The organism is Ruegeria sp. AA6 (assembly GCF_056542865.1).
Window position 1 is genome coordinate 1 of the sequence record NZ_JBQGAN010000007.1, and the last position, 22,132, is coordinate 22,132.

The following is a 22,132-nucleotide window of genomic DNA, read 5'->3' on the forward strand; positions in this document are numbered from 1 at the left end:
AAAGAAGGGCAAAGATGGACGACTTTTACGCCGCCCGCAGCAGGGTTATCCCGCCGCTACCGTGGTCGACTTTCTCACCGCCGTTCTCAGTGATGGTACCCTTGGGCCTATCACCACGATCTCGATACCTGAGTGACGAGTGGCATTTCCAGCATTTTGCTAGTCCCATAAAAATGTTGGGAAATCCCTTTCCAACGCGTCCACGACCATTGATGGTTCGCTGCGTCTGCATATCTTGAGCGAGTCTAAACTCTGCTTCGGAGATCACAGCAGGGTAATAGTCTGAGATGGGTTTGCCTGCAGGCACTCTTTTCTCATCAATAATTCTCATGGGCTGGAACTCTCCAAATACGGTTGGAGAACGGAGGATTTTCTTGACGTAAGAATCTCCCCAACCTGCGATAGCATCCTGTCGTGATGACTTTTTCTTGGGGTACTCAGCAATATTGGCGTTCAAGTATCGAGTTATCGCAAATGAGCCCATATTTTGGTTGATAGTTAACTCGAAAATCTTTCGGATAGCTTTGGCTTCAGTTGGGTCAAGTTCGTATCTTAAAACTTGTCCATTCTCGTCTTTTACGGCGACGATCCAGTTTGGTGTTTTTGCTGTTAAGTAAGTTTCGGGATTTTGGCGTTTCTTCTCCCACGCAGCTTTCAACCTTTGGGACTTAGTTCTGGATTCATCGTGAGCCCTGATCATTTGCCCGATAGACAAGAACAACAGGCCTATGTTCGACCCCAAATTTGATTTCGTATAGACTTGGTTATCGAAAAGCGTATGTATCTCAATCCCGTAAGAAAGAATTTCGTTGAACTGAGTGATTGCGGTAAGGGGCTCTTGTCTCGATAATCTGTCTAGGTTCTCCACCAACAAAATCGTTTGCGGGTCAATTTTATTTTTACGGAGCGCGTCGACGAAAACTCCTAGCGCACCTTTCTCGAAATTTTTTCCGGAGTACCCCGAAACCCCGATGTCGCGGAGTTCGTCCACTAGTTCAAGATTGTTTTGCTCACAGTAGGCCTCGGTCAACTTTATTTGTCGCTGAAGCGAGTTTCCTTTTAATTGAGCATCGGTCGACATTCGAACATAGGAGATCGCCTTTCTCTTGCTCGACTGGAACTGTTGACCATTGGTTTTGGGCATCGGCGTTCGCGATCCTTAGACAATCAAATGCAGTACTATCCAGCTTATTACACTATGTGAAACAATTGGTACAATGTTATCATGATCGGCACTCCGGGGTCTGGCAAATCGATGCTAGCCGCGCGCCTGCCGGGTATCCTGCCGCCGCTGACCCCGACCGAGGCGCTGGAAACATCTATGATACAATCCTTGTGTGGATTGCTGGACGAAGGCGGCATCAGCCGTACACGCCCGTTTCGCGAACCGCACCATACGGCCTCAATGGCTGCGATCGTTGGCGGTGGCAAAGGGGCCAAACCCGGAGAGATTTCGCTGGCCCATAACGGCGTGTTGTTCATGGATGAATTCCCCGAATTTCCCCGCACCGTGCTGGAAACCCTGCGCCAACCGATTGAAACCGGCGAGGTCATGGTCGCCCGTGCGAACGCCCATGTGAAATACCCCTGCCGATTCATGCTGGTGGCTGCGGCCAACCCCTGCAAATGCGGATACCTGACCGATCCCTCCCGCGCGTGCTCGCGCGCGCCAGTGTGTGGCGAGGATTATCTGGGCCGCATATCCGGCCCTCTTATGGATCGGTTCGATTTGCGGATCGAGGTCCCTCCGGTCGGGTTTACCGACTTGGACCTGCCGCCATCCGGTGACAGCTCGGCCACCGTCGCCGCACGTGTCGAAGCGGCGCGGGCCATTCAGGCCGAGAGGTTTGGTAGTACGCCCGGAACCCGTCAGAACGCCGATGTCGAGGGCAAAGTGTTGGAAGAGATCGCCACCCCTGACGCAGAAGGGAAGGAATTGTTGCTGAAAGCCGCCGAACGGTTCGGCCTGTCGGCCCGCGCCTTTCACCGCATTCTTCGCGTGGCGCGCACGGTCGCCGATCTGGACGGCGCGCCGGATGTCCGACGCCCGCATGTGGCCGAGGCGCTGAGCTTTCGCATCAGCGCCAAGGTCGCGTCTTAAAGTTTGGCCTCGATTGCCTGCCAGATCTTTTCGGCGATGTTCACGCCGTCAAACCGCTCCAGCTCCTGAATGCCGGTCGGAGAGGTTACGTTGATTTCGGTCAGATAGTCGCCAATCACATCAATCCCGACGAAAATCTGACCCTTTTCTTTCAGCAGTGGCCCAATCGCTGCGCAGATTTCCATATCCCGATCAGAGAGGCCAATTTTCTCAGGACGCCCGCCCACATGCATATTCGAGCGTGTCTCACCCGCCGCCGGAACCCGGTTAATCGCGCCAACCGGCTCTCCATCCACCAGAATCACACGCTTGTCGCCATTGCTGACATCGGGCAGAAATTTCTGCACGATCAGAGGCTCGCGCGAGAAGCCGGTGAATAGCTCGTGCAGCGACGTCAGGTTGCGGTCATTCGCGTCCAGCCTGAACACGCCCGCGCCGCCATTGCCATAAAGCGGCTTCAGAATCACATCCCCATGCTTTTCCTTGAATGCCTTAATGGTCTGCAGGTCGCGCGCAATCGTCGTTGGCGGCGTCAGGTCAGGAAAATCCAGAACCAGAAGCTTTTCCGGGTAGTTACGCACCCAGAACGGATCGTTGACCACCAGCGCCTGGCCTTTCAGGCGGTCCAACAGGTGGGTCGACGTGATGTAGTGCATGTCAAACGGGGGGTCCTGACGCAGCCAGATCACGTCGAATTCGGCCAGATCAACCTCGCGCTCTGGCCCAAGTTCAGCTGGGTTCCCCGCGACGCGCTGGACTTTCATGTCATGGCCGCGCGCAGTGATGCGCCCTTCTTGATAGGCCAGATGGTCAGGGCTGTAGAAAAACAGAGTGTGCCCGCGCGCCTGCGCCTCTTCTGCCAACCGAAATGAGCTGTCTGCGTTGATATCTACGGCCCCGATCGGGTCCATCTGAAAGGCGATTTTCATGGCGTGTCCCTCAGTTTCACGCCAGATACATGGCCCAGCGCGCCCTGGGGTTCAATGGGGATCAAGCCTGACCAAAGGCGTTTTCGATGATTTGAACAGCCCCTGACGCGTCCACCAAGGCAGCGTCGAACCGGGCATTTGTCAGCTGCCCGCCGGGTTCGGTTTCCAGAAACTGCGCGGCCGATGCACAGATGCGATCCATCTGGCGGCGGCTGATCCGGGCTGCGGCAGCCTCAAAACTGGCGCTTTTCTTGACCTCGATAAACACCACGCCGTCTGCATTTCGGGCGATCAGGTCGATCTCTCCTCCGGCCCCGCGCCAGCGACGATGCACGATTGAAAACCCGAGCCGTTCATACTCGGAAGCCACCTGCTGCTCCGCCGCTCGTCCGGCGTGGTAGGAAACCGAACTTCGGACGGATCGCGCGATCATGTCATCCCTTTCCTAGTTTCAGAGCCTTCTGGTAAATCGGACGGCGCGGCAGCTTATACATTTGCGACACCAGATCCGCCGCGTCCCTTACAGAATGAGTTTCCAAGGCCCGCTTCAAAGCCTCTTCTATGTCGGATTCGTTAACAGTTTCCGAATGGCCGCGATCCACTAGCAGGACAATTTCACCTTTGACCGTTTGCCCCTGCAAGTCGGCGGCGAGCTCGCCCAGCGACCCTCGCCGGACCTCTTCGAACTTCTTGGTCAACTCACGGCACATCGCGGCGGAACGGTCTTCGCCCAGAACCTCGGCCAAATCCGACAGGCAGGCCGCGACACGCTTCGGCGATTCGTAGAACACCAACGTGCCAGGCACGTCACGTAGCGTCTCGATTCGGGACCGGCGCGCACCGGACGCATTCGGCAGAAAACCCGCGAAAAAGAATGCATCTGTCGGCAATCCAGCCAGCGTCAGCGCCATCAGCGCCGCCGACGGCCCCGGCGCGCATGTCACGATATGCCCAGACTCAGCCGCCTGCCGTCCCAGATCGTATCCGGGATCAGCAATCAGCGGCATTCCAGCCTCGGACGCATAGGCCACGGATTTCCCTTCAGCCAATGCATCCAGAATCTTACCACGCGCGCCCGCACCACTGTGGTCGTGATAGGCCAGTATGCGCCGCCCCTCGAGCGGAACGCCATGAATCTCCATCAAACGGCGCAGGCTGCGGGTGTCTTCGGCGGCGATCACATCGGCCGAGGCCAGCACATCCAGCGCCCTGAGCGTAATGTCGCGCGCAGTTCCAATCGGAGTGGCAACAAAATACAGGCCAGCGCCCAATCTGACTTTTTGGAAATTCAAAGCTGGACCCTCACAGCGTGACGTTTATTATCGCGGCGCAATAGATTGGTGGTACCCCAAGCCGCCGGGACAGGGAGTTTTCATTCAGATGTTTACCGTTTGCAAGCCCGTTCGCAAACTGGCGCGTACCGCCGCCGTGCTGGCCACCGCCGCGTTTTTGACCGCATGTGAAGTTGGCAACATTGGCGGGGGGCCGTCGATCAACGCGTCTGAACCGGTCCCAGTTGCTCTGCTGGTACCCGCGGGATCGGGACAGGCTGGTGACGCAGCCTTGGCCCGCAGCTTGGAAAATGCGGCGCGTCTGGCGATGGCCGATCTGCAAAACGTGGACATCGATCTGCGTGTCTATGACACGCAAGGCAGCTCGAATACCGCTGCCGAGGTGGCGCAACAGGCTGTTGCAGATGGGGCGAAGATTATCCTCGGTCCGCTTTATTCCCAAGCCACCAATTCTGCTGGCCTCGCCGCACTCAGTAGCGGCGTCAACGTCCTTTCTTTTTCGAATAATACCACCATCGCTGGCGGGAATGTATTTGTTTTAGGATACACGTTCGAAAATACGGCCAATCGTCTCGTCGACTTTGCCGGTCGCCAAGGCAAGACTGGAATGGTTATCATTCACAGCAATGACGCCGCCGGACAATTGGGGCAAGCTGCAATCTCGAACGCGCTGGCGAAAAGCCGTGTGGCTAATGCCGGGTCCGTTGGCTACGACAGGTCACAACAGGGGGTCATTAACTCGGTGCCTACGATCAAGGCCACAGTAGACTCTTCTGGCGCGGACTCGATCTTCCTGACCTCAACTACGGCCGGTGCGTTATCATTTTATAGCCAACTCTTGCCGGAAGCGGGTATCTCTCCGGCTTCAACTCAGTACATCGGGTTAGCGCGTTGGAACATTCCCGCTCAGACTCTTGAGCTGCCCGGGTTGCAGGGTGGCTGGTTCGCACTTCCAGACCAAATCAGAGCGCAGGAGTATCGCCAGCGGTATAATAATACATATGGCGAGGCACCGCACCCAATCAGCGGACTTGCATATGACGGCATTGCCGCTATCGCCACCTTGGTGTCACAAGGCAAATCCAACGCGCTGACCGCCTCGGCGCTGACACAAAACGCCGGTTTCCAAGGCGTCGGCGGCATCTTCCGCCTGCGTCCGAACGGCACCAATGAACGCGGTCTGGCCGTTGCCACGATCCAGAATAAACAGGTAGTAGTGATTGACCCTGCCCCACAAAGCTTCTCAGGCGCCGGTTTCTGATCGACCGGGCCTGTCGCTGACCCCAAAGGGTGAGCTGATTTGCCCCGCCGACGAAATTTTCGACAGTGCCGCCGTCATGGCACAGCTGTCGGAAGCCTTCGACAAAACCTCGGAAAACGCTGCACGCCGGAATGAGACCGTGCGCATACTGCGTGAGGCCCAGAAAGCTGGGCGTCAGGCAATTGCCGATGCCTTTGCCAAACGCCCCTTCGACGCGCGGCCGCTGACCCGGTCGTACACCTACCTGACCGACGGGCTTGTCTGCACTGCCATGAAGGTGTCGAGTGAAGACTTGCACCCGCTGGCCACACCCACCCGTGGAGAAAAGATCGCAGTGCTGGCCGTGGGCGGGTATGGGCGCGGGGAAATGGCGCCTGCATCAGACGTCGACCTGCTGTTCTTGACCCCGTACAAAATCACCGCCTGGGCCGAGAGTGTGATCGAATCCATGCTCTATATACTGTGGGATTTGCGACTGAAGGTTGGTCATTCCTCGCGCACGATCAAGGATTGCCTGCGGCTAGGGTCCGAGGACTTCACCATCCGCACCGCCATGCTGGAACAACGGTATCTCGCCGGGGACACCGAGCTTGCGCACGATCTGGAAAGCCGTCTGAAGACTGATCTGTTCAAAGGCAGCGAGCGGCAGTTCATCGAAGCCAAGCTGCAGGAACGCGACGAACGGCACAAAAAGCAGGGCCAGCGCTATATGGTCGAGCCCAATGTCAAAGAGGGCAAGGGCGGGCTGCGCGACCTGCAGTCGCTCTATTGGATCGCCAAGTATATTTACGGCGTTCAGGATGTGGCAGAACTGGTGCCATTGGGGCTGTTTACACGCGATGAATTTAAGACCTTCGTCAAGGCCGAAGATTTCCTTTGGGCGGTGCGGTCGCATCTGCATCTGGTCACAGGGCGCGCGACCGAACAGCTGACCTTTGACCTACAGGTCGAGGTGGCAGATCGCATGGGCTACGAAGACCGGGCCGGACGCCGCGCGGTTGAGGTTTTCATGCAGCGCTATTTCCGCGAGGCAACTTATGTGGGTGAATTGACCCGTATCTTCCTGACCAAGCTGGAAGCATCGCATCTGAAGGGCGAGGCTTTGCTGGATCGGATTTTACGTCGCCGCCCTCGGGTCAAGGCGGGCTACAAGGTTGTGCATGGCCGGTTGGACGTGGCCGATCCGAACACATTTCTGTCTGACAAGCTGAACTTACTGCGCTTGTTCGAAGAAGGCCTGCGCACGGGCATGCTGATCCACCCGGACGCGATGCGACTGGTGACGGCCAACCTGAACCTGATCGATGAAGACATGCGCGAAAACCGCGAGGCGCAGCGCATCTTTCTGGATTTGATGCTGAAACACGGCAACCCCGAACGCGCCCTGCGTCGGATGAACGAGTTGGGCGTTCTATCGGCTTTCCTGCCCGAGTTCGAACACATCGTGGCAATGATGCAATTCAACATGTATCACAGCTATACGGTGGACGAGCATACCATTCAGTGCATCGTCAACCTCGCCCAGATTGAGCGCGGAGAGTTAGTGGAATCGCTGCCGCTCGCGTCCTCGATCCTGAAGGGCGGAGTGAACCGCAAGGTGCTTTACGTGGCTCTGCTGTTGCATGACATCGCCAAAGGGCGGCCCGAAGATCACTCGATCTTGGGCGCGCAGATTGCCCGTAAGGTCGCTCCGCGGCTGGGGCTGAACAAAGCGGACTCGGAAACCGTGGAATGGCTGGTGCGCTATCATCTGCTGATGTCGGATATGGCGCAGAAGCGTGACATTTCTGACCCGCGCACAGTGCGCGATTTTGCCAAGGCGGTGAAAACGGTGAAACGGCTGGACCTGCTGACGGTTCTGACCGTCTGCGACATTCGCGGCGTAGGGCCAGATACGTGGAACAACTGGAAAGCCACCCTGCTGCGCGCGCTGCATGCCGAAACCAAGCGTGCGCTTGAAACCGGGATGGAAGACCTCAACCGTGCCAATCGCGGGACTGAGGCCAAAAAAGCTCTGCGGGCGGAACTGGCGGATTGGTCGAAAGCAGACCTCAAAACCGAAACCGGACGGCATTACCCGCCTTATTGGCAGGGCCTGAACCTGTCCACCCATGTGGAATTCGCCGAAATGCTGCGGACGCTGGAGCACAGTGGCGACCCCGGTGACATGGAAATCCGTCTGCACCCGGACGAAGACCGCGACGCCACGCGCGCCTGTTTTGCGATGGGCGACCATCCGGGGATTTTCGCACGGATCGCCGGAGCCTTGGCTCTGGTCGGGGCGAACGTCGTGGATGCGCGCAGTTATACGACCAAGGACGGCTACGTGACCGACGCGTTCTGGATACAGGACGCCGAGGGCCACCCGTTCGAGGCCAGCCGCCTGCCGCGTCTGACCCAGATGATCCACAAGACGCTGAAAGGCGAGGTGGTCGCCCGCGAGGCGCTGAAATCCCGCGATAAGATTAAGAAGCGCGAGCGCGCCTTCAACGTGCCGACCCACATCACCTTCGACAATGACGGGTCCGAGATTTACACGATCATCGAGGTCGACACTCGTGACCGTCCAGGCCTGTTGTACGACCTGACCCGAACGCTGGCCGCAGCCAATGTTTACATCGCCAACGCAGTAATCGTGACCTATGGTGAGCAGGTGGTGGACACCTTCTACGTCAAGGACATGTTCGGGTTGAAGTACCATTCGGAAAGCAAGCAGCGCACGCTTGAGGGTAAACTGCGCAAAGCCATCGCCGAAGGTGCTGAGCGCGCGGCCTCATGAAGCAGATTCGGCTGTTTTCAGGCCTGTTTACGGTTGGGTTCTGGACGCTTGCCAGCCGTATTTTAGGCTTTCTGCGGGAAATCCTGCTGACCGCCTATATAGGACCTGGGCCGGTGATGGATGCGTTCGTTGCTGCCTTCCGTCTGCCCAATATGTTCCGCCGTTTCTTTGCCGAAGGTGCGTTCAACGCGGCCTTTGTGCCGATGTTCTCCAAACGGCTGGAGGGGGATGAGAACGCCGAAGGTTTCGCGCAAGATGCGTTCAACCTGCTGGCCGTGGCCGTTTTGGCGCTGGTCGGCCTGGCGATGGTGTTCATGCCCGCGTTGGTTTGGGTCACCGCCGAGGGGTTCTATGGCGATGAACGGTTCGATCTGGCGGTTGACTACGGGTACGTCGTCTTCCCCTACATCCTGTTCATGTCGTTGGCGGCTTTGTTTTCCGGCGTCTTGAACGCCACGGGCCGCTTTGCGGCCGCCGCTGCCGCGCCCGTATTGCTGAACATATTTGCCTGCTCGGCGTTGATCGCCGGCGCCGCCATGGGGGGAGAAGTCATCCGCTGGCTGATCACGGTCATTCCATTGGCAGGGATCGCGCAACTTGCGCTGGTCTGGGTGGCGACCGAGCGCGCGGGCATTCGCATCCGGCCCGGCCTGCCAAAACTCAGCCCTGAAATGCGTCACATGGTGCGCATTGCCGTTCCCGCGGCATTGGCGATGGGTGTCACGCAGGTCAATCTTGTGGTGGGTCAGCTGGTGGCCTCGAAAACCGAGAAAGCGGTCAGCTGGCTGTTTGCGGCGGATCGGTTATACCAATTGCCTCTGGGCGTGGTGGGTATTGCCGTCGGCATCGTGCTGCTGCCCGACCTGTCACGCCGTCTTAGAGCCGGAGACAAAGACGGTGCCCGCAATGCCTTTTCCCGCGCGGGCGAGTTCACGCTGTTGCTGACAATCCCTTCGACCGTGGCGTTTGTGATCCTGCCGAACCCGTTGGTTTCCGTCCTGTTTGAGCGCGGACAGTTCAGCACCGAAGACACCGCAGCCACGGCGCTGGCCGTGGCGATCTACGGCATCGGCCTGCCCGCCTTCATGCTGCAAAAACTGCTGCAACCGCTCTATTTTGTCCGCGAGGATACGCGGACGCCGTTCCACTATGCGGTGGTCGCGATGGTGGTGAATGCCGGACTGGCCTTTGGTCTGTACTCTCTGATCGGGTGGATCGCCCCTGCCATTGCGGCCTCAGCCGCCGGATGGGTGATGGTCGGGCTGCTGATCCTCGGCGCACGTCGCATGGGCGAAGAGGCCCGGTTCGACGACAGTTTCAAACGTCGGGCGTGGCGCATTGTGGGGGCATCGCTGGGGATGGGTGCCGTACTTCTCGCCGCCATTCACCTGTTCGGCTGGACTTTCGAATTGCCGGGCTGGCGCTATCTGGCATTGATCATCCTGATCAAGGTAGCCGCGGCCAGCTATTTCTTCCTGGGCCATCTGTTCGGCGCGTTCGAAGTCTCTGAATTCCGAAAGGCCCTGCGCCGGTCGTGATCAGTCGCGGCGTATGCGCCCAACGATCCGCGCCCAACCGCCCGGCGCCAGAAAGAAGGACAGGCCGAACCCGGTGGCAAACCCGCCCAGATCGGCCACCCATCTGGACGTGCCTCCGAATAGCAGGCCAAAAACCAGTTGGATGCCCATCAAGACGGCAATCAACCCGAACGCACGGTGTTGATTTTCTCCAACCAACGACAACTTGCGCCACAGTAGCCACGTGAAGGCTCCGATCAGGCCGTAAACTGACGGGAAGCCACCAACCAGATAGGTGCCAGGCTCCAACATCAAGGCGTAGAGAATCCCACCGCCAATGCCAGATAGTACAAAGATCAATAGCATAGGAAGGCTACCAAAAACTTCGGCCACCATTTTACCTAAGGCTAAAATGAAGACGCACACGAACACTGCTTGAGTGAAAGAATCCGAAACAAATTGGTAGGTAACCAACCGCATCAGGGAACCGATCTGCCAATCACCGATCTCTAACATTCGATCAAATTGACTAACAAAAAATGCGTAGTGATCGATAGCAAGAGGCCGCCAGCCCACCGCCGTTGGCCCTCCGATCAACCCACGTGTGCCCAGCGTAAAGGCCAGTTCCACCCCCATGATGAACAGCACCAACGCCACCACCACTGGGGGCAAGGGGTTCACGGCGGGTGTATAATTCTCACTGCTCATTGGGCTGGCCTTTCGCGGCTGTTGACGTCTCTTGGCCTCATGGGTAAGCGACGGGGGCTGATTTTTCCAGACGGGAGTTCCCTTCGATGACCCAATCCCAGTTCACACCGCGCGTGTTTTCCGGCATCCAGCCGTCCGGCGGGTTGACCCTGGGCAATTATCTGGGCGCGATGAAACGCTTTGTCGATATGCAGGGTGCCGAATTCGAGACCATCTATTGCATGGTCGATCTGCACGCGATCACCGTCTGGCAGGACCCTGCTGCGCTGACCCACAACACGCGTGAGCTGTGCGCCGGGTTTATCGCTGCCGGCATCGACCCAGAACAATCTATCCTGTTCAACCAAAGCCAGGTGCCCGAACACGCACAGCTGGCATGGATCTTCAACTGCGTCGCCCGAATGGGCTGGATGCAGCGCATGACCCAGTGGAAGGACAAGGCGGGCAAGAACCAGCAGAACGCCTCGCTGGGTCTGTTTGCGTACCCGGCACTGATGGCAGCAGATATCCTGATCTATCACGCCACCCACGTGCCTGTAGGTGAGGATCAAAAACAGCATCTGGAGCTGACCCGCGACATCGCGATCAAGTTCAACAACGATTTCGGCGTAGATTTCTTTCCAATCACAGAGCCCGTTATCGAAGGTGCGGCCACCCGTGTCATGAGCTTGCGGGATGGTTCGAAAAAGATGTCAAAATCCGATCCCTCGGATATGAGCCGCATCAACATGACCGATGATGCCGACGCGATCGCCAAGAAAATCCGCAAGGCCAAGACAGACCCCGACGCCCTGCCCTCCGAAGCCAAAGGTCTGGAAGATCGCCCCGAAGCCCGCAATCTGGTGAATGTCTACGCCGCGCTCAACGATCAGTCGGTCGATCAGGTGCTGGCCGAGGTCGGGGGCAAGCAATTCGGAGAGTTCAAGCCAATGTTGGCAGAATTGGCCGTATCGAAACTGTCGCCAATCTCGACCGAGATGGCCCGCCTGATGAGCGAAGAAGCCGAGATTGACCGCATTCTGGCCAAAGGCGCGGAAAAGGCACGGGCGCTTGCGGCTCCGATCCTGCAGCAGACCTACGAAATCGTGGGCATGGTGGGCGCGAAACAGGGCTGATTGCTCTGGACGTTGCCTCAGCGCCTTCCTAGGTTTGCGCAAAGCTTGGGAGGGCGTCATGGCAGTCGGCAAGAATATCCGTACTTATTTTGATGGTCAGTGGCACGACGGGGACGCACCCATCATGCGGGCCGCTGATCATGGCGCATGGCTTGGGTCTTCGGTTTTTGACGGTGCGCGCTATTTCGACGGCATAACCCCTGATCTTGAGGCACATTGCGCCCGCGTGAACCGCTCGGCCGAGGCATTGATGCTGACGCCATTCATAACCACCGAGCAAATGGTCGAGGTCATCCACGAGGGGCTGTCCACATACGGTACCGACCCGGCCGTCTATATCCGTCCGATGTATTGGGGTATCGACGGTGACGCCACTGCAATTGTCCCGCAGGAAAACAGCACCGGCTTCGCCGTCTGCCTAGAAGAGATTCCAATGGCGCCCGAAGCTGCCTCGGTCACGCTTGGATACACGCAATTCCGCCGTCCGGTTTTGGAATCGTCAGTGGTGAATGCCAAGGCCGGGTGCCTTTATCCCAACAACGCGCGCATGCTGCACGAGGTGCGCGGTCGGGGGTTTTCGAACGCCTTGGTGGCCGACGCTCTTGGCCACGTTGCTGAAACGGCGACGACCAACATCTTCATGGTCCGCGACGGCGAGGTGTTCACCCCCGCCCCAAACGGCACCTTTCTGGCTGGAATCACCCGCGCGCGTCACATGAAAAACCTGCGCGCCGATGGGGTTACGGTGCACGAAACCGCCCTTAGCTTTGAGGATTTCCACAAGGCGGATGAGGTCTTCATGACTGGCAACATGCACAAGATTACACCTGTCACAGCGCTGGAAGAAACGCGGTATCAGGTCGGCCCTATCACCCGACGGGCGCGTGAACTGTATTGGGACTGGGCACTAAGCACGCGCTAACCTCTGGTTGCCAGCACGCATTTGGTCGGGCATGATCGCCAGAAATAACTGAGGACACTTCATGCGCAAATTCCTGGTCGTTCTGGATGATAGTCGCGAATGCCTGAACGCGATGCGCTTTGCCGCCATGCGCGCTGCCCATACCGGGGGCGGTGTCACCATCCTGTCGGTGATTCCACCGGATGAGTTCAACCACTGGATCGGCGTGGCCGAGGTTATGCGCGAAGAGGCCCGCGAACGGATACACGCCCATTACGAAGTGTTCGCCAAATGGATGCGCGACAAACAGGGCGTTGATCCCGAACTGGCGATCCGAGAAGGCGACCCGGTTCCGCAGATCATCGAACACGTGCAGTCAGACCCCGAAATCGGTGTCCTGGTGCTGGGTGCCGGCGTTGAGAAGAAAGGTCCCGGGCCACTGGTCACGCAGTTGACCAAGAACTCGGGCAGTTTGCCGATCCCGATCACAATTGTTCCCGGTGATCTGAGCAAGGAAAAGCTGGAAGAGATCACCTGAGGCCGCCCATGACGCGTAGCATCCAGTTCTGGTTCGAATTCGCGTCGACCTATTCATACCTCAGCGCGATGCGGATCGAGGATCTGGCGGCACAGCACGGGATCGCTGTTGAATGGCACCCCTTCCTTCTGGGCCCTATTTTCGCTGCGCAAGGCTGGGACAATTCGCCGTTCAACATTTACCCGGCCAAGGGGCGCTATATGTGGCGGGACATGGAACGGTTGTCAGCCCAACGCGGCTTGCAATTCTCGCGGCCTGATCCTTTTCCGCAAAACGGATTAAAGGCGGCGAGGCTGGTCCTGACAATTGAGACCCACCCTCAAAGGGCGGCCTTTGTCCGCGCCGTGTATGCGGCTCAATTCGTCGATGGGCAGAATATCTCGGACGATCAGGTGCTGATTGATTGCCTGTCGCAAGCCAGCCTGCCCGCCGAAACACTGGCCCGATGCCACGATCCCGCGATCAAGGCCGCCCTGATGGAACAGACGAAACTCGCGCAAGCCAAGGGGATTTTCGGAGCCCCCAGTTTTCTGGTGGCGGAAGAGCTGTTCTGGGGTGACGACCGGCTCGATGACGCGCTGCAACTGGCGGCTGAAATTTAGAATCGTTCCAAATCTTGACTTCCCCGGCCCGGACCCGCATATCAGGAACAACTGATACGGAGCCGTGCCATGTTCATTCAAACAGAATCCACGCCGAACCCTGCAACGCTGAAATTCCTGCCCGGTCAAACCGTGCTGGAGGCTGGCACAGCAGACTTTCCAACGGCGGAAGCGGGTGAGAAATCGCCCTTGGCCAAACGGATTTTTGCGGTAAGCGGCGTAACCGGCGTATTCTTTGGCAATGACTTCGTAACCGTGACCAAAGCGGACGACGTTCAGTGGGATCACATCAAACCCGCAATTCTGGGCGCCGTGATGGAGCATTACCAATCCGGCCAGCCCGTCATGGGCGCTGATGCGGCGGCTGCCTCGGGTCACGCCGAGCATACTGGCGAAGACGCAGAAATCGTCAACCAGATCAAAGACCTACTGGACAGCCGCGTGCGGCCTGCAGTGGCCCAAGACGGTGGTGACATCACCTTCCACGGATTTGACCGCGGCGTTGTCTACCTGCACATGCAGGGGGCCTGCGCGGGCTGTCCGTCCTCGACCCTGACACTGAAAATGGGGATCGAGAACCTGTTACGTCACTACATCCCCGAAGTGACCGAGGTTCGCCCCGTTGCCGTCTGACCCGCTCATTCTGGCGTTTGATACATCGGCCGCGCATAGCGCGGCCGCTTTGTTGCAGGGTGACAGCATCATCGTTTCGCGCGTCGAACCCATGTCGCGCGGTCAGGCCGAACGGCTGATGCCCTTGCTTGAAGAGGTTCTGGCCGAGGCCGGTTTCGCGTGGGGCGATCTAACCGCAATCGGAGTCGGAATTGGGCCGGGGAATTTCACCGGCATCCGCATCTCGGTTTCCGCCGCACGCGGTTTGGCATTGGGCCTTGGCGTTCCGGCCGTGGGCGTATCCGGCTTTGAAGCGTTGGTCCAAACCGGGGGCGGTTTGCCTGCCATCCGCGCGCCGCGCGATCAGGTCTATGTCAGCCAACCGGGTCAAACGCCTGCTCTGGTGCCGCAAAAACAGGCAGAATCACTCGGGCCGTTGATCCTGAACGACGATCCTGATCTGCAGGTCCGTTCCATTGCTCGTTTGACGGCCCAAAGATGGTCGAACGTGGCCGAACCCCCAGCCCCCTTGTATGTGCGGCCCGCGGATGCGGCCCCGTCGAAAGACATCCCGCCTGTATTGCTGGACGAATGACCCCGCAGGAACTTGCCCATACGCACGCGGCTGCCTTCACCCAGTCACGTCCATGGACGGCTGACGAATTCGCTGACCTTCTGGGTAACCAATTTACCCATGTCATTGGCAGCGCTGACTCTTTCGCCCTGTTTCAAGTGATCGCGGACGAAGCGGAATTGCTGACGATTGCCACACATCCCGACCATCAGCGCAAGGGTTTGGCCCTGCGTTGTATGCAGGATTGGCAGGCAAAGGCCAAAAGTTTGGGCGCAGCCCGCGCCCTTCTGGACGTTGCGGCAGATAACCTGCAGGCCCTCGCGCTGTACGAACGTTGCGGGTATGTCGCCTGTGGTCGGCGCAAAGCCTACTATCTCCGCGAAAATGAAGAGAAAATTGACGCCATCGTCATGACGCGCAATCTAAACTGAGCATTCCAGCCAAACTTTTTCGACCAGTTGGTCAATAATCTGTTGACCGCACCGGTTGCAAACGCCCTTAATTCCCGCCATCACAACAGTTATGCTCGCTCACAGTGGGTAAACGTGGCTATCTTGGCCGCGACCGACAATAACAACACGGGAGTATGAAATGACCCTGATGAAATCCTTGATGGGCGCTGCCGCCGCCGTCGCGCTGACTGCGGGCGCGGCCCTGGCCGAACCGGCCCTGATCTTCGATCTGGGCGGCAAGTTCGACAAGTCGTTCAACGAAGCCGCGCATAACGGCGCGCAGCGTTGGGCCGAACAAACCGGCCAGACCTATCGTGAAATCGAACTTCAGTCCGAAGCCCAGCGTGAACAAGCGCTGCGTCGCTTTGCCGAAGCCGGCGCCAATCCGGTCATCACTATGGGTTTTGCAATGGCCGATCCGCTGGCCGCAGTTGCCGCTGATTACCCGAATACAAAATTCGTCGCCGTTGACGTGAACTGGCTGGACGCACCAAACATCCGTCAGGTCAGCTTTGCCGAACACGAAGGTTCTTATCTTGTCGGCATGATGGCGGCTATGGCCTCAAAAACCGGTACTGTTGGTTTCATCGGTGGCATGGACATCCCGCTGATCCGCCACTTTGGCTGCGGCTATGCGCAGGGTGCCAAGGCTGTGAACCCTGACATCAACATCGTCGCCAACATGACCGGCACAACCCCGGCTGCATGGAACGACCCGGTTAAAGGTTCCGAACTGACCAAGGCACAGATCAGCCAAGGCGCTGACGTGATTTATGCTGCCGCTGGCGGTACTGGTGTCGGCGTGCTGCAAACCGCCGCCGATGAGGGCATCCTTTCGATTGGTGTGGACAGCAACCAGAACCATTTGCACCCGGGCAAGGTTCTGACCTCCATGCTCAAGCGCGTAGACGTTGCTGTCTATGACGCGATGAAAGCGGGCGAGGATGTCGAAACCGGCGTATTCACCATGGGTCTGGCGCAAGAAGGCGTCGGAGTGGCGATGGATGAAAACAACGCCGAACTGGTGAGTGAAGAGATGAGCTCGGCCGTCGCAGACGCACGCAGCGACATCATCAACGGAAACGTCACCGTGGTCAGCTATTACGAGAACGACAGCTGCCCCGCACTGCAGTTCTGATATCACACGGGGCGGGGGTTTGACCTCCGCCTCGTACCCACTTGGCCGCGCCGATTGCGGCCCCTTCGGCAATTGAGGACAAGACATGACAGTCCCCGCCATTGAGCTCAAAGGGATTTCCAAAGCCTTTGGGCCGGTTCAGGCCAACAAAGACATTTCCATCAGCGTCGCCCCCGGCACGATCCACGGGATCATCGGCGAAAACGGTGCGGGCAAATCCACGCTGATGAGCATTCTGTACGGGTTTTACAAAGCCGACAAAGGAGAGATCTGGATCAACGGCACCAAGACCGACATCCCTGACAGTCAGGCGGCGATTGCTGCGGGCATCGGGATGGTGTTCCAGCATTTCAAACTGGTCGAGAATTTCACCGTTCTGGAAAACATAGTTCTAGGCGCCGAGGATGGCGGCATGCTGGCCCCGTCGCTGGCGAAGGCGCGCAAAGAACTGAAAGCGCTGGAAGAAGAATACGAACTGTTCGTCGATCCCGACAAGCGCATCGATGAGATCGGTGTTGGGATGCAGCAGCGGGTTGAAATCCTGAAGGCGCTGTATCGCAAGGCCGAGATCCTCATTCTGGACGAACCCACCGGGGTTCTGACACCCTCTGAGGCCGATCAGTTGTTCCGTATCCTCGACCGGCTGCGCACCGAGGGGAAAACGATCATTGTGATCACGCACAAACTCCGTGAGATCATGGAAAACACCGATACGGTCTCGGTCATGCGGCGCGGGCAGATGACGGCGACGGTCAAGACCGCCGAGACCAGCCCTGAAGAACTGGCCGAGTTGATGGTGGGCCGCAAGGTGCTGCTGCAGGTGGACAAGGTGCCTGCAAAACCGGGTAAACCCATTCTGGAAATCGAAAACCTGCAAGTCTTTGACAGCGCGGGTGTCGAGCGGGTCAAAGGCATCGACCTGACCGTCCGCGCCGGTGAGATCGTCGGCATCGCCGGTGTTGCAGGCAATGGCCAGTCGGAACTGCTGGAGGTTCTGGGCGGAATGCGTCCCGGTCAGGGCTCGATCAAGCTGAACGGCGCACCGTTGGCGCTCAGCGGGGCCGGATCAGACGGTCAGGCACGTCGCGCGCAACACATCGCCCACGTGCCAGAAGACCGCCAGCGTGAAGGTCTGATCATGGATTTCCACGCCTGGGAAAACGTGGCCTTCGGCTATCACCGTGACCCGGCATACAACCGCGGCATCTTCATGGATAACGCCGCACTGCGCGCCGATACCGAAGCCAAGATCGAGAAATTCGACGTGCGCCCGCCCAATGGCTGGCTTACGGCCAAAAGCTTCTCGGGCGGCAACCAGCAGAAGATCGTCGTCGCGCGTGAGATTGAGCGGAACCCCGACCTGCTGCTGGTCGGCCAGCCGACGCGCGGTGTCGACATCGGCGCGATTGAATTCATTCACAAACAGATCGTCGCCCTGCGCGATCAGGGCAAGGCGATCCTGTTGGTCTCGGTCGAGTTGGAGGAAATCTTCTCGCTATCGGACCGGATCGCGGTGATGTTTGACGGACATATCATGGGTGAGCGTCTGCCCGCCGAGACGGATGAAAAAGAACTGGGTCTGCTGATGGCCGGTGTTGCGGGAGAGGCCGCGTAAGATGGACAAAATGCCCAAATGGGCCGACGTAGTGCTGATCCCGGTGATCAGCTTGATGTTGGCCACAATCCTTTCGGCGCTGGTAATCATTGCCATCGGTGAAAACCCTGTCGAGGCGGTGAACCTGATGGTCACTGGCGCGCTGGGGTCGACCTATGGCTGGGGCTATACGCTCTACTATGCGACGAATTTCATGTTCACAGGGCTTGCGGTTGCGGTGGCCTTCCACGCGCGGCTGTTCAACATCGGCGGTGAAGGTCAAGCGATGCTGGGCGGGCTGGGCGTTGCTATGGTCTGCCTTTACATTCCCTGGCCGCATTGGAGCGTAGCTCTGCTGGGTGCCGGGTGTGCTGCGGCCCTGTTCGGTGCGGCATGGGCCGCGATCCCGGCCTATCTGCAGGCCAAACGCGGCAGCCACATCGTGATCACCACGATCATGTTCAACTTTATCGCAGCAGCTTTCCTGAACTATATGCTGGTCAACGTGATGCGCCCGCAGGGCTCACAGGACCCGGCCACTGCGCGGTTCCCCGAGGCGGTGCATCTGCCGACCTTCCAGTCGATGTTCTCGACCGCTGAAAACGTGGTCTTCCGGGGTGCTCCTGCGAATATCTCGTTCTTCGTGGCCGTGCTGGCCTGTGTGGTTGTATGGGCGCTGATCTGGCGAACGCGGCTGGGCTATGAAATCCGCGCCTATGGCCATTCAGAAACAGGCGCTGTCTATGCCGGTATTTCGCCGGTGCGCATCACCATCGTCGCTATGCTGATCTCGGGCGCTCTGGCAGGCATGATGGCGATCAACAACGTGATGGGTGAGGCGGAACGGCTGGTTCTCAACTCGACCGAGGGCGCGGGCTTTATCGGTATCGCCGTGGCGCTGATGGGTCGCTCACATCCTTTTGGCGTGTTCCTTGCCGCGCTTTTGTTCGGGTTCCTCTATCAGGGCGGGGCAGAGCTGGCCCTGTGGACGTCGATCCCGCGCGAACTGATCGTGGTCATTCAGGCGCTGGTGATCCTGTTTACCGGAGCGCTAGACAACATGGTTCGCATGCCGCTTGAGAAACTGTTCCTGAGCCTGCGCAAGAGAGGGGCCGAGTGATGGAGTTCTTCATTACCCTCATCCAGGTCTTCGATTCGACCATCCGTCTGGCCACGCCGTTGTTGCTGGCCTGCCTGGCCGGGCTGTATTCCGAACGCGCGGGTATTTTCGACATCGGACTGGAAGGCAAGATGCTGATCTCGGCCTTCTTCTCGGCGGCCGTCGCAGCCGTGACAGGGTCCGTTTGGCTGGGTCTGCTGGCGGGAATCGGTGCATCGCTGGTTTTGTCTGCGCTGCACGGGGTGGCGTCGATCACCTTCCGCGGCAATCAGCTTATTTCGGGCGTGGCCATCAACTTTCTGGCCTCGGGCCTAACGGTGCTGATCGCCCAAAGCTGGTTCCAACAGGGCGGTCGGACCCCGTCCCTGTTTGGCGGAGGCCGGTTTGAGCCGATCAACTTCCCGTTTGCAGATGCGCTGAGTGGGGTTCCCATCATTGGACCGATCTACTCCGAACTGCTGTCCGGCCATTCGATCCTGGTTTATGTGGCCTTCCTGATGGTCCCCTTGACGTGGTGGGTTCTATATCGCACCCGTTTTGGCCTGCGCTTGCGAGCCGTGGGTGAAAACCCGGCTGCGGTGGATACGGCTGGAGTTTCGGTCGTCGGCTTGCGGTTCGCGGCAGTCGCCATTTGCGGCGTACTTTGCGGCATTGCCGGAGCATATTTGGCAACCGCCCTGCAAGCCGGGTTCGTCAAGGAAATGACAGCCGGGCGCGGGTTCATTGCGCTGGCTGCACTGATCTTTGCGAAATGGCGACCATGGCACGCTATGTGGGCCTGTCTGCTGTTTGGCCTGCTGCAAGCGATCGCGTTGCGGTTCCAGAACATTGATCTGGGTGGTGTGGTCATTCCGGTGCAGGTCATGGACGCCCTGCCCTACATCCTGACCGTGGTCATTCTGGCCGGGTTCGTGGGCAAAGCCATCCCGCCGCGTGCAGGTGGTGAACCCTATGTGAAAGAACGCTGATAAGTCCAGTTTCGGACTCAGTTCAGTCCTGTTCGCTGCAGAGCGGCATGCAGAGTTGATTTTGCATGCCGCAACCGTTCTAAAGGGGTATGCGAGTGTTCCCGATGATAGCCGAGATTGGACCCACCCTTAACAGGGCGTTGGAATCACAGGATCGCATCGGCCCCATGGCACTTTTTATTGTTCAGCCCGGCCGGATTGCTCTGCGTGATCCGTCTGACTTCATCCGGTAATCCAATATGCAGATTTACCTTCCTATCGCCGAAGTCTCCGTCAATGCCTTCCTGTTGCTGGGGCTGGGCGGGATGGTCGGTATCCTGTCGGGTATGTTTGGTGTCGGCGGCGGGTTTCTGATGACCCCGCTGCTGTTTTTCATCGGCATCCCCCCGGCAGTCGCCGTCGCGACCGAAGCCAACCAGATCGTCGCCTCGTCTTTTTCCGGTGTGCTGGCCCATTTCAGGCGAAGGACGGTCGATTTCCGAATGGGCACGGTCTTATTGGTCGGAGGGTTAACGGGCGCAGCACTTGGCGTGGTGGTATTCAACTACCTCAAGAGTCTGGGTCAAGTCGATCTGCTGGTGACGTTGTGCTACGTCGTTTTCCTAGGCGTCGTCGGAAGCCTGATGTTCATCGAAAGCCTGCGGGCGCTGCGCAAAGCGAAAAAGGGCGGTGGAGCCCCGGCAAAACGACGTCAGCGCGGCTGGGTTCATGCGATGCCGTTCAAGATGCGCTTTCGCACGTCGGGGCTGTATATCTCGGTCATTCCACCGATTCTGGTCGGGCTGTGCGTCGGCGTCCTGTCAGCCATCATGGGTGTTGGCGGCGGGTTCATCATGGTGCCTGCGATGATCTACCTGCTGGGGATGCCCACAAAGGTTGTGGTCGGCACCTCGCTGTTTCAGATCATTTTCGTGACCGCCTTTACCACCATGCTGCACGCGACGACGAACTACACGGTCGATATCGTTCTGGCGGTTCTACTTCTGGTCGGCGGTGTGGTGGGCGCGCAGATCGGCACAGTGATCGGCGCGCGCATGCCGGCTGAGCAACTGCGAGTGCTGTTGGCGGCTTTGGTTCTGGTGGTCTGCGGCAAGCTGGCGCTGGATCTGCTGATCGAGCCGTCCGAGCTGTATTCCCTTGGCACCGACGGGGGACACTGATCATGCTGAAACGCCTGATTGCCCTGCTGGTTCTGTGCTGCACGCCAGCCTTTGCCGAGGACGAACAAGTCGTTCTGGGGCTTAGCCAGGATCGCGTTGCCATCACAGCAACTTTCGACGGGTCTGAGATTCTGATCTTTGGGGCCGTTAAGCGGGAAACACCAATTCCCCCCGGCCCGCCGCTTGAAGTGATCGTGGCCGTGGCCGGGCCGTCCAGCCCTGTGATGGTCCGTCGCAAAGAACGGAAAGTAGGGATTTGGGTCAATACCGACAGCGTGCTTGTCGATTCCGCCCCCAGTTTCTACGCCGTCGCGACCAGCGGTCCGTTCCAAGACATCCTGACCGACACCGAAGATCTGCGCTATCGGATTTCTATTGAACGTGCCATCCGCTCGGTCGGTGCTGCCATGCACATTCGCGGGGCACAGGATTTCGCGGATGCCGTCGTGCGTATTCGCGAAAGCGAGGATTTGTACTCTATCCGCGAAAACACGGTCGCGGTGGACGAGCAGACCCTGTTCCGTACCTCAATCGCGATGCCCGCCGACTTGACCGAAGGCGACTATGCCGCGCGCATCTTTCTGACACGGGGTGGCGAGGTTGTCTCGCGATACGAAACCACGATTGATGTCCGCAAAGTCGGACTTGAGCGGCTTCTTTACAACATGTCCCGCCAGCAGCCCGTCTGGTACGGTCTGATGTCGCTGGTTATCGCGATTGCAGCGGGCTGGGGCGCGTCCACGGCATTCCGTCTATTGCGCGAGAACTGAC

The 22,132-nt window shown here is 58.5% G+C and carries 21 protein-coding genes and 1 pseudogene; 17 read left to right on the top strand and 5 right to left on the bottom strand.

The window, feature by feature from the left end; all coding sequences use genetic code 11:
* Positions 1–25: 25 nt before the first annotated feature.
* Complete coding sequence (locus ACR0LN_RS10845; protein WP_480429695.1) at positions 26–1,144, bottom strand: recombinase family protein; 1,119 nt, start codon at positions 1,142–1,144, stop codon at positions 26–28.
* Positions 1,145–1,213: 69 nt separating this feature from the next.
* On the opposite strand from ACR0LN_RS10845, the pseudogene ACR0LN_RS10850 reads away from it, so the two are divergent.
* Positions 1,214–2,101, top strand: a pseudogene (locus ACR0LN_RS10850) (YifB family Mg chelatase-like AAA ATPase); the annotation flags it as partial.
* On the opposite strand, the gene gshB reads toward ACR0LN_RS10850, so the two are convergent.
* From gshB to rsmI, 3 genes are all read right to left on the bottom strand, one after another.
* Positions 2,098–3,030 (bottom strand): glutathione synthase, encoded by a 933-nt coding sequence (gshB, locus tag ACR0LN_RS10855; protein ID WP_480429697.1) that lies wholly within the window; start codon positions 3,028–3,030, stop codon positions 2,098–2,100. The pseudogene ACR0LN_RS10850 and the gene gshB overlap by 4 nt on opposite strands.
* Before the next feature lie 61 nt (positions 3,031–3,091).
* Complete coding sequence (locus ACR0LN_RS10860) at positions 3,092–3,463, bottom strand: YraN family protein (RefSeq protein WP_480429698.1); 372 nt, start codon at positions 3,461–3,463, stop codon at positions 3,092–3,094.
* 1 nt (position 3,464) lies between these two features.
* Positions 3,465–4,322 carry a 16S rRNA (cytidine(1402)-2'-O)-methyltransferase gene (gene rsmI, locus ACR0LN_RS10865; RefSeq protein ID WP_480429700.1) on the bottom strand — a complete coding sequence of 286 codons (858 nt, stop codon included), beginning with the start codon at positions 4,320–4,322 and terminating at the stop codon, positions 3,465–3,467.
* A gap of 88 nt (positions 4,323–4,410) precedes the next feature.
* Between rsmI and ACR0LN_RS10870 the strand changes: the two genes are divergently transcribed.
* The 3 genes from ACR0LN_RS10870 to murJ are packed head-to-tail and all read left to right on the top strand — an operon-like array spanning position 4,411 to position 9,900.
* On the top strand, positions 4,411–5,583 hold the full coding sequence (locus tag ACR0LN_RS10870; RefSeq protein ID WP_480429702.1) for a penicillin-binding protein activator: 1,173 nt from the start codon (positions 4,411–4,413) through the stop codon (positions 5,581–5,583).
* On the top strand, positions 5,543–8,362 hold the full coding sequence (locus ACR0LN_RS10875; RefSeq protein WP_480429704.1) for a [protein-PII] uridylyltransferase: 2,820 nt from the start codon (positions 5,543–5,545) through the stop codon (positions 8,360–8,362). The genes ACR0LN_RS10870 and ACR0LN_RS10875 overlap by 41 nt, the downstream gene beginning before the upstream one ends.
* A complete protein-coding gene (murJ, locus tag ACR0LN_RS10880) occupies positions 8,359–9,900 on the top strand; it encodes a murein biosynthesis integral membrane protein MurJ (protein WP_480429705.1) in 1,542 nt (513 codons plus the stop codon). Before ACR0LN_RS10875 ends, murJ begins: the two co-directional genes overlap by 4 nt.
* Here murJ and ACR0LN_RS10885 read toward each other — a convergent pair whose 3' ends face one another.
* Complete coding sequence (locus tag ACR0LN_RS10885) at positions 9,901–10,587, bottom strand: rhomboid family intramembrane serine protease (protein WP_480429706.1); 687 nt, start codon at positions 10,585–10,587, stop codon at positions 9,901–9,903.
* A gap of 86 nt (positions 10,588–10,673) precedes the next feature.
* Between ACR0LN_RS10885 and trpS the strand changes: the two genes are divergently transcribed.
* The 13 genes from trpS (at position 10,674) to ACR0LN_RS10950 (ending at position 22,131) form a co-directional block, all read left to right on the top strand.
* Positions 10,674–11,702 carry a tryptophan--tRNA ligase gene (gene trpS, locus ACR0LN_RS10890; protein WP_480429708.1) on the top strand — a complete coding sequence of 343 codons (1,029 nt, stop codon included), beginning with the start codon at positions 10,674–10,676 and terminating at the stop codon, positions 11,700–11,702.
* A 58-nt stretch (positions 11,703–11,760) separates the two neighbouring features.
* Entirely contained in the window at positions 11,761–12,624 is an 864-nt protein-coding gene (locus tag ACR0LN_RS10895; protein WP_480429710.1) for a branched-chain amino acid aminotransferase, read from the top strand.
* A 61-nt stretch (positions 12,625–12,685) separates the two neighbouring features.
* On the top strand, positions 12,686–13,141 hold the full coding sequence (locus ACR0LN_RS10900) for a universal stress protein (protein ID WP_209195306.1): 456 nt from the start codon (positions 12,686–12,688) through the stop codon (positions 13,139–13,141).
* A gap of 8 nt (positions 13,142–13,149) precedes the next feature.
* Entirely contained in the window at positions 13,150–13,743 is a 594-nt protein-coding gene (locus tag ACR0LN_RS10905) for a DsbA family protein (RefSeq protein ID WP_480429711.1), read from the top strand.
* A 69-nt stretch (positions 13,744–13,812) separates the two neighbouring features.
* Positions 13,813–14,376 (top strand): NifU family protein, encoded by a 564-nt coding sequence (locus ACR0LN_RS10910; protein WP_480429713.1) that lies wholly within the window; start codon positions 13,813–13,815, stop codon positions 14,374–14,376.
* Entirely contained in the window at positions 14,366–14,950 is a 585-nt protein-coding gene (gene tsaB, locus ACR0LN_RS10915; RefSeq protein WP_480429714.1) for a tRNA (adenosine(37)-N6)-threonylcarbamoyltransferase complex dimerization subunit type 1 TsaB, read from the top strand. Before ACR0LN_RS10910 ends, tsaB begins: the two co-directional genes overlap by 11 nt.
* On the top strand, positions 14,947–15,360 hold the full coding sequence (locus ACR0LN_RS10920) for a GNAT family N-acetyltransferase (protein WP_480429715.1): 414 nt from the start codon (positions 14,947–14,949) through the stop codon (positions 15,358–15,360). The genes tsaB and ACR0LN_RS10920 overlap by 4 nt, the downstream gene beginning before the upstream one ends.
* Before the next feature lie 160 nt (positions 15,361–15,520).
* Positions 15,521–16,519, top strand: coding sequence for a BMP family lipoprotein (locus ACR0LN_RS10925; RefSeq protein ID WP_480429717.1), 999 nt, complete (start codon positions 15,521–15,523; stop codon positions 16,517–16,519).
* Positions 16,520–16,604: 85 nt separating this feature from the next.
* Positions 16,605–18,134, top strand: coding sequence for an ABC transporter ATP-binding protein (locus tag ACR0LN_RS10930; protein WP_480429718.1), 1,530 nt, complete (start codon positions 16,605–16,607; stop codon positions 18,132–18,134).
* 1 nt (position 18,135) lies between these two features.
* On the top strand, positions 18,136–19,233 hold the full coding sequence (locus tag ACR0LN_RS10935) for an ABC transporter permease (protein ID WP_480429719.1): 1,098 nt from the start codon (positions 18,136–18,138) through the stop codon (positions 19,231–19,233).
* On the top strand, positions 19,233–20,201 hold the full coding sequence (locus ACR0LN_RS10940; RefSeq protein WP_480429720.1) for an ABC transporter permease: 969 nt from the start codon (positions 19,233–19,235) through the stop codon (positions 20,199–20,201). Before ACR0LN_RS10935 ends, ACR0LN_RS10940 begins: the two co-directional genes overlap by 1 nt.
* A 239-nt stretch (positions 20,202–20,440) precedes the next feature.
* Positions 20,441–21,361 (top strand): sulfite exporter TauE/SafE family protein, encoded by a 921-nt coding sequence (locus ACR0LN_RS10945; protein ID WP_480429721.1) that lies wholly within the window; start codon positions 20,441–20,443, stop codon positions 21,359–21,361.
* Between the two features lie 2 nt (positions 21,362–21,363).
* Positions 21,364–22,131, top strand: coding sequence for a TIGR02186 family protein (locus tag ACR0LN_RS10950; RefSeq protein WP_480429722.1), 768 nt, complete (start codon positions 21,364–21,366; stop codon positions 22,129–22,131).
* Position 22,132: the final 1 nt, after the last annotated feature.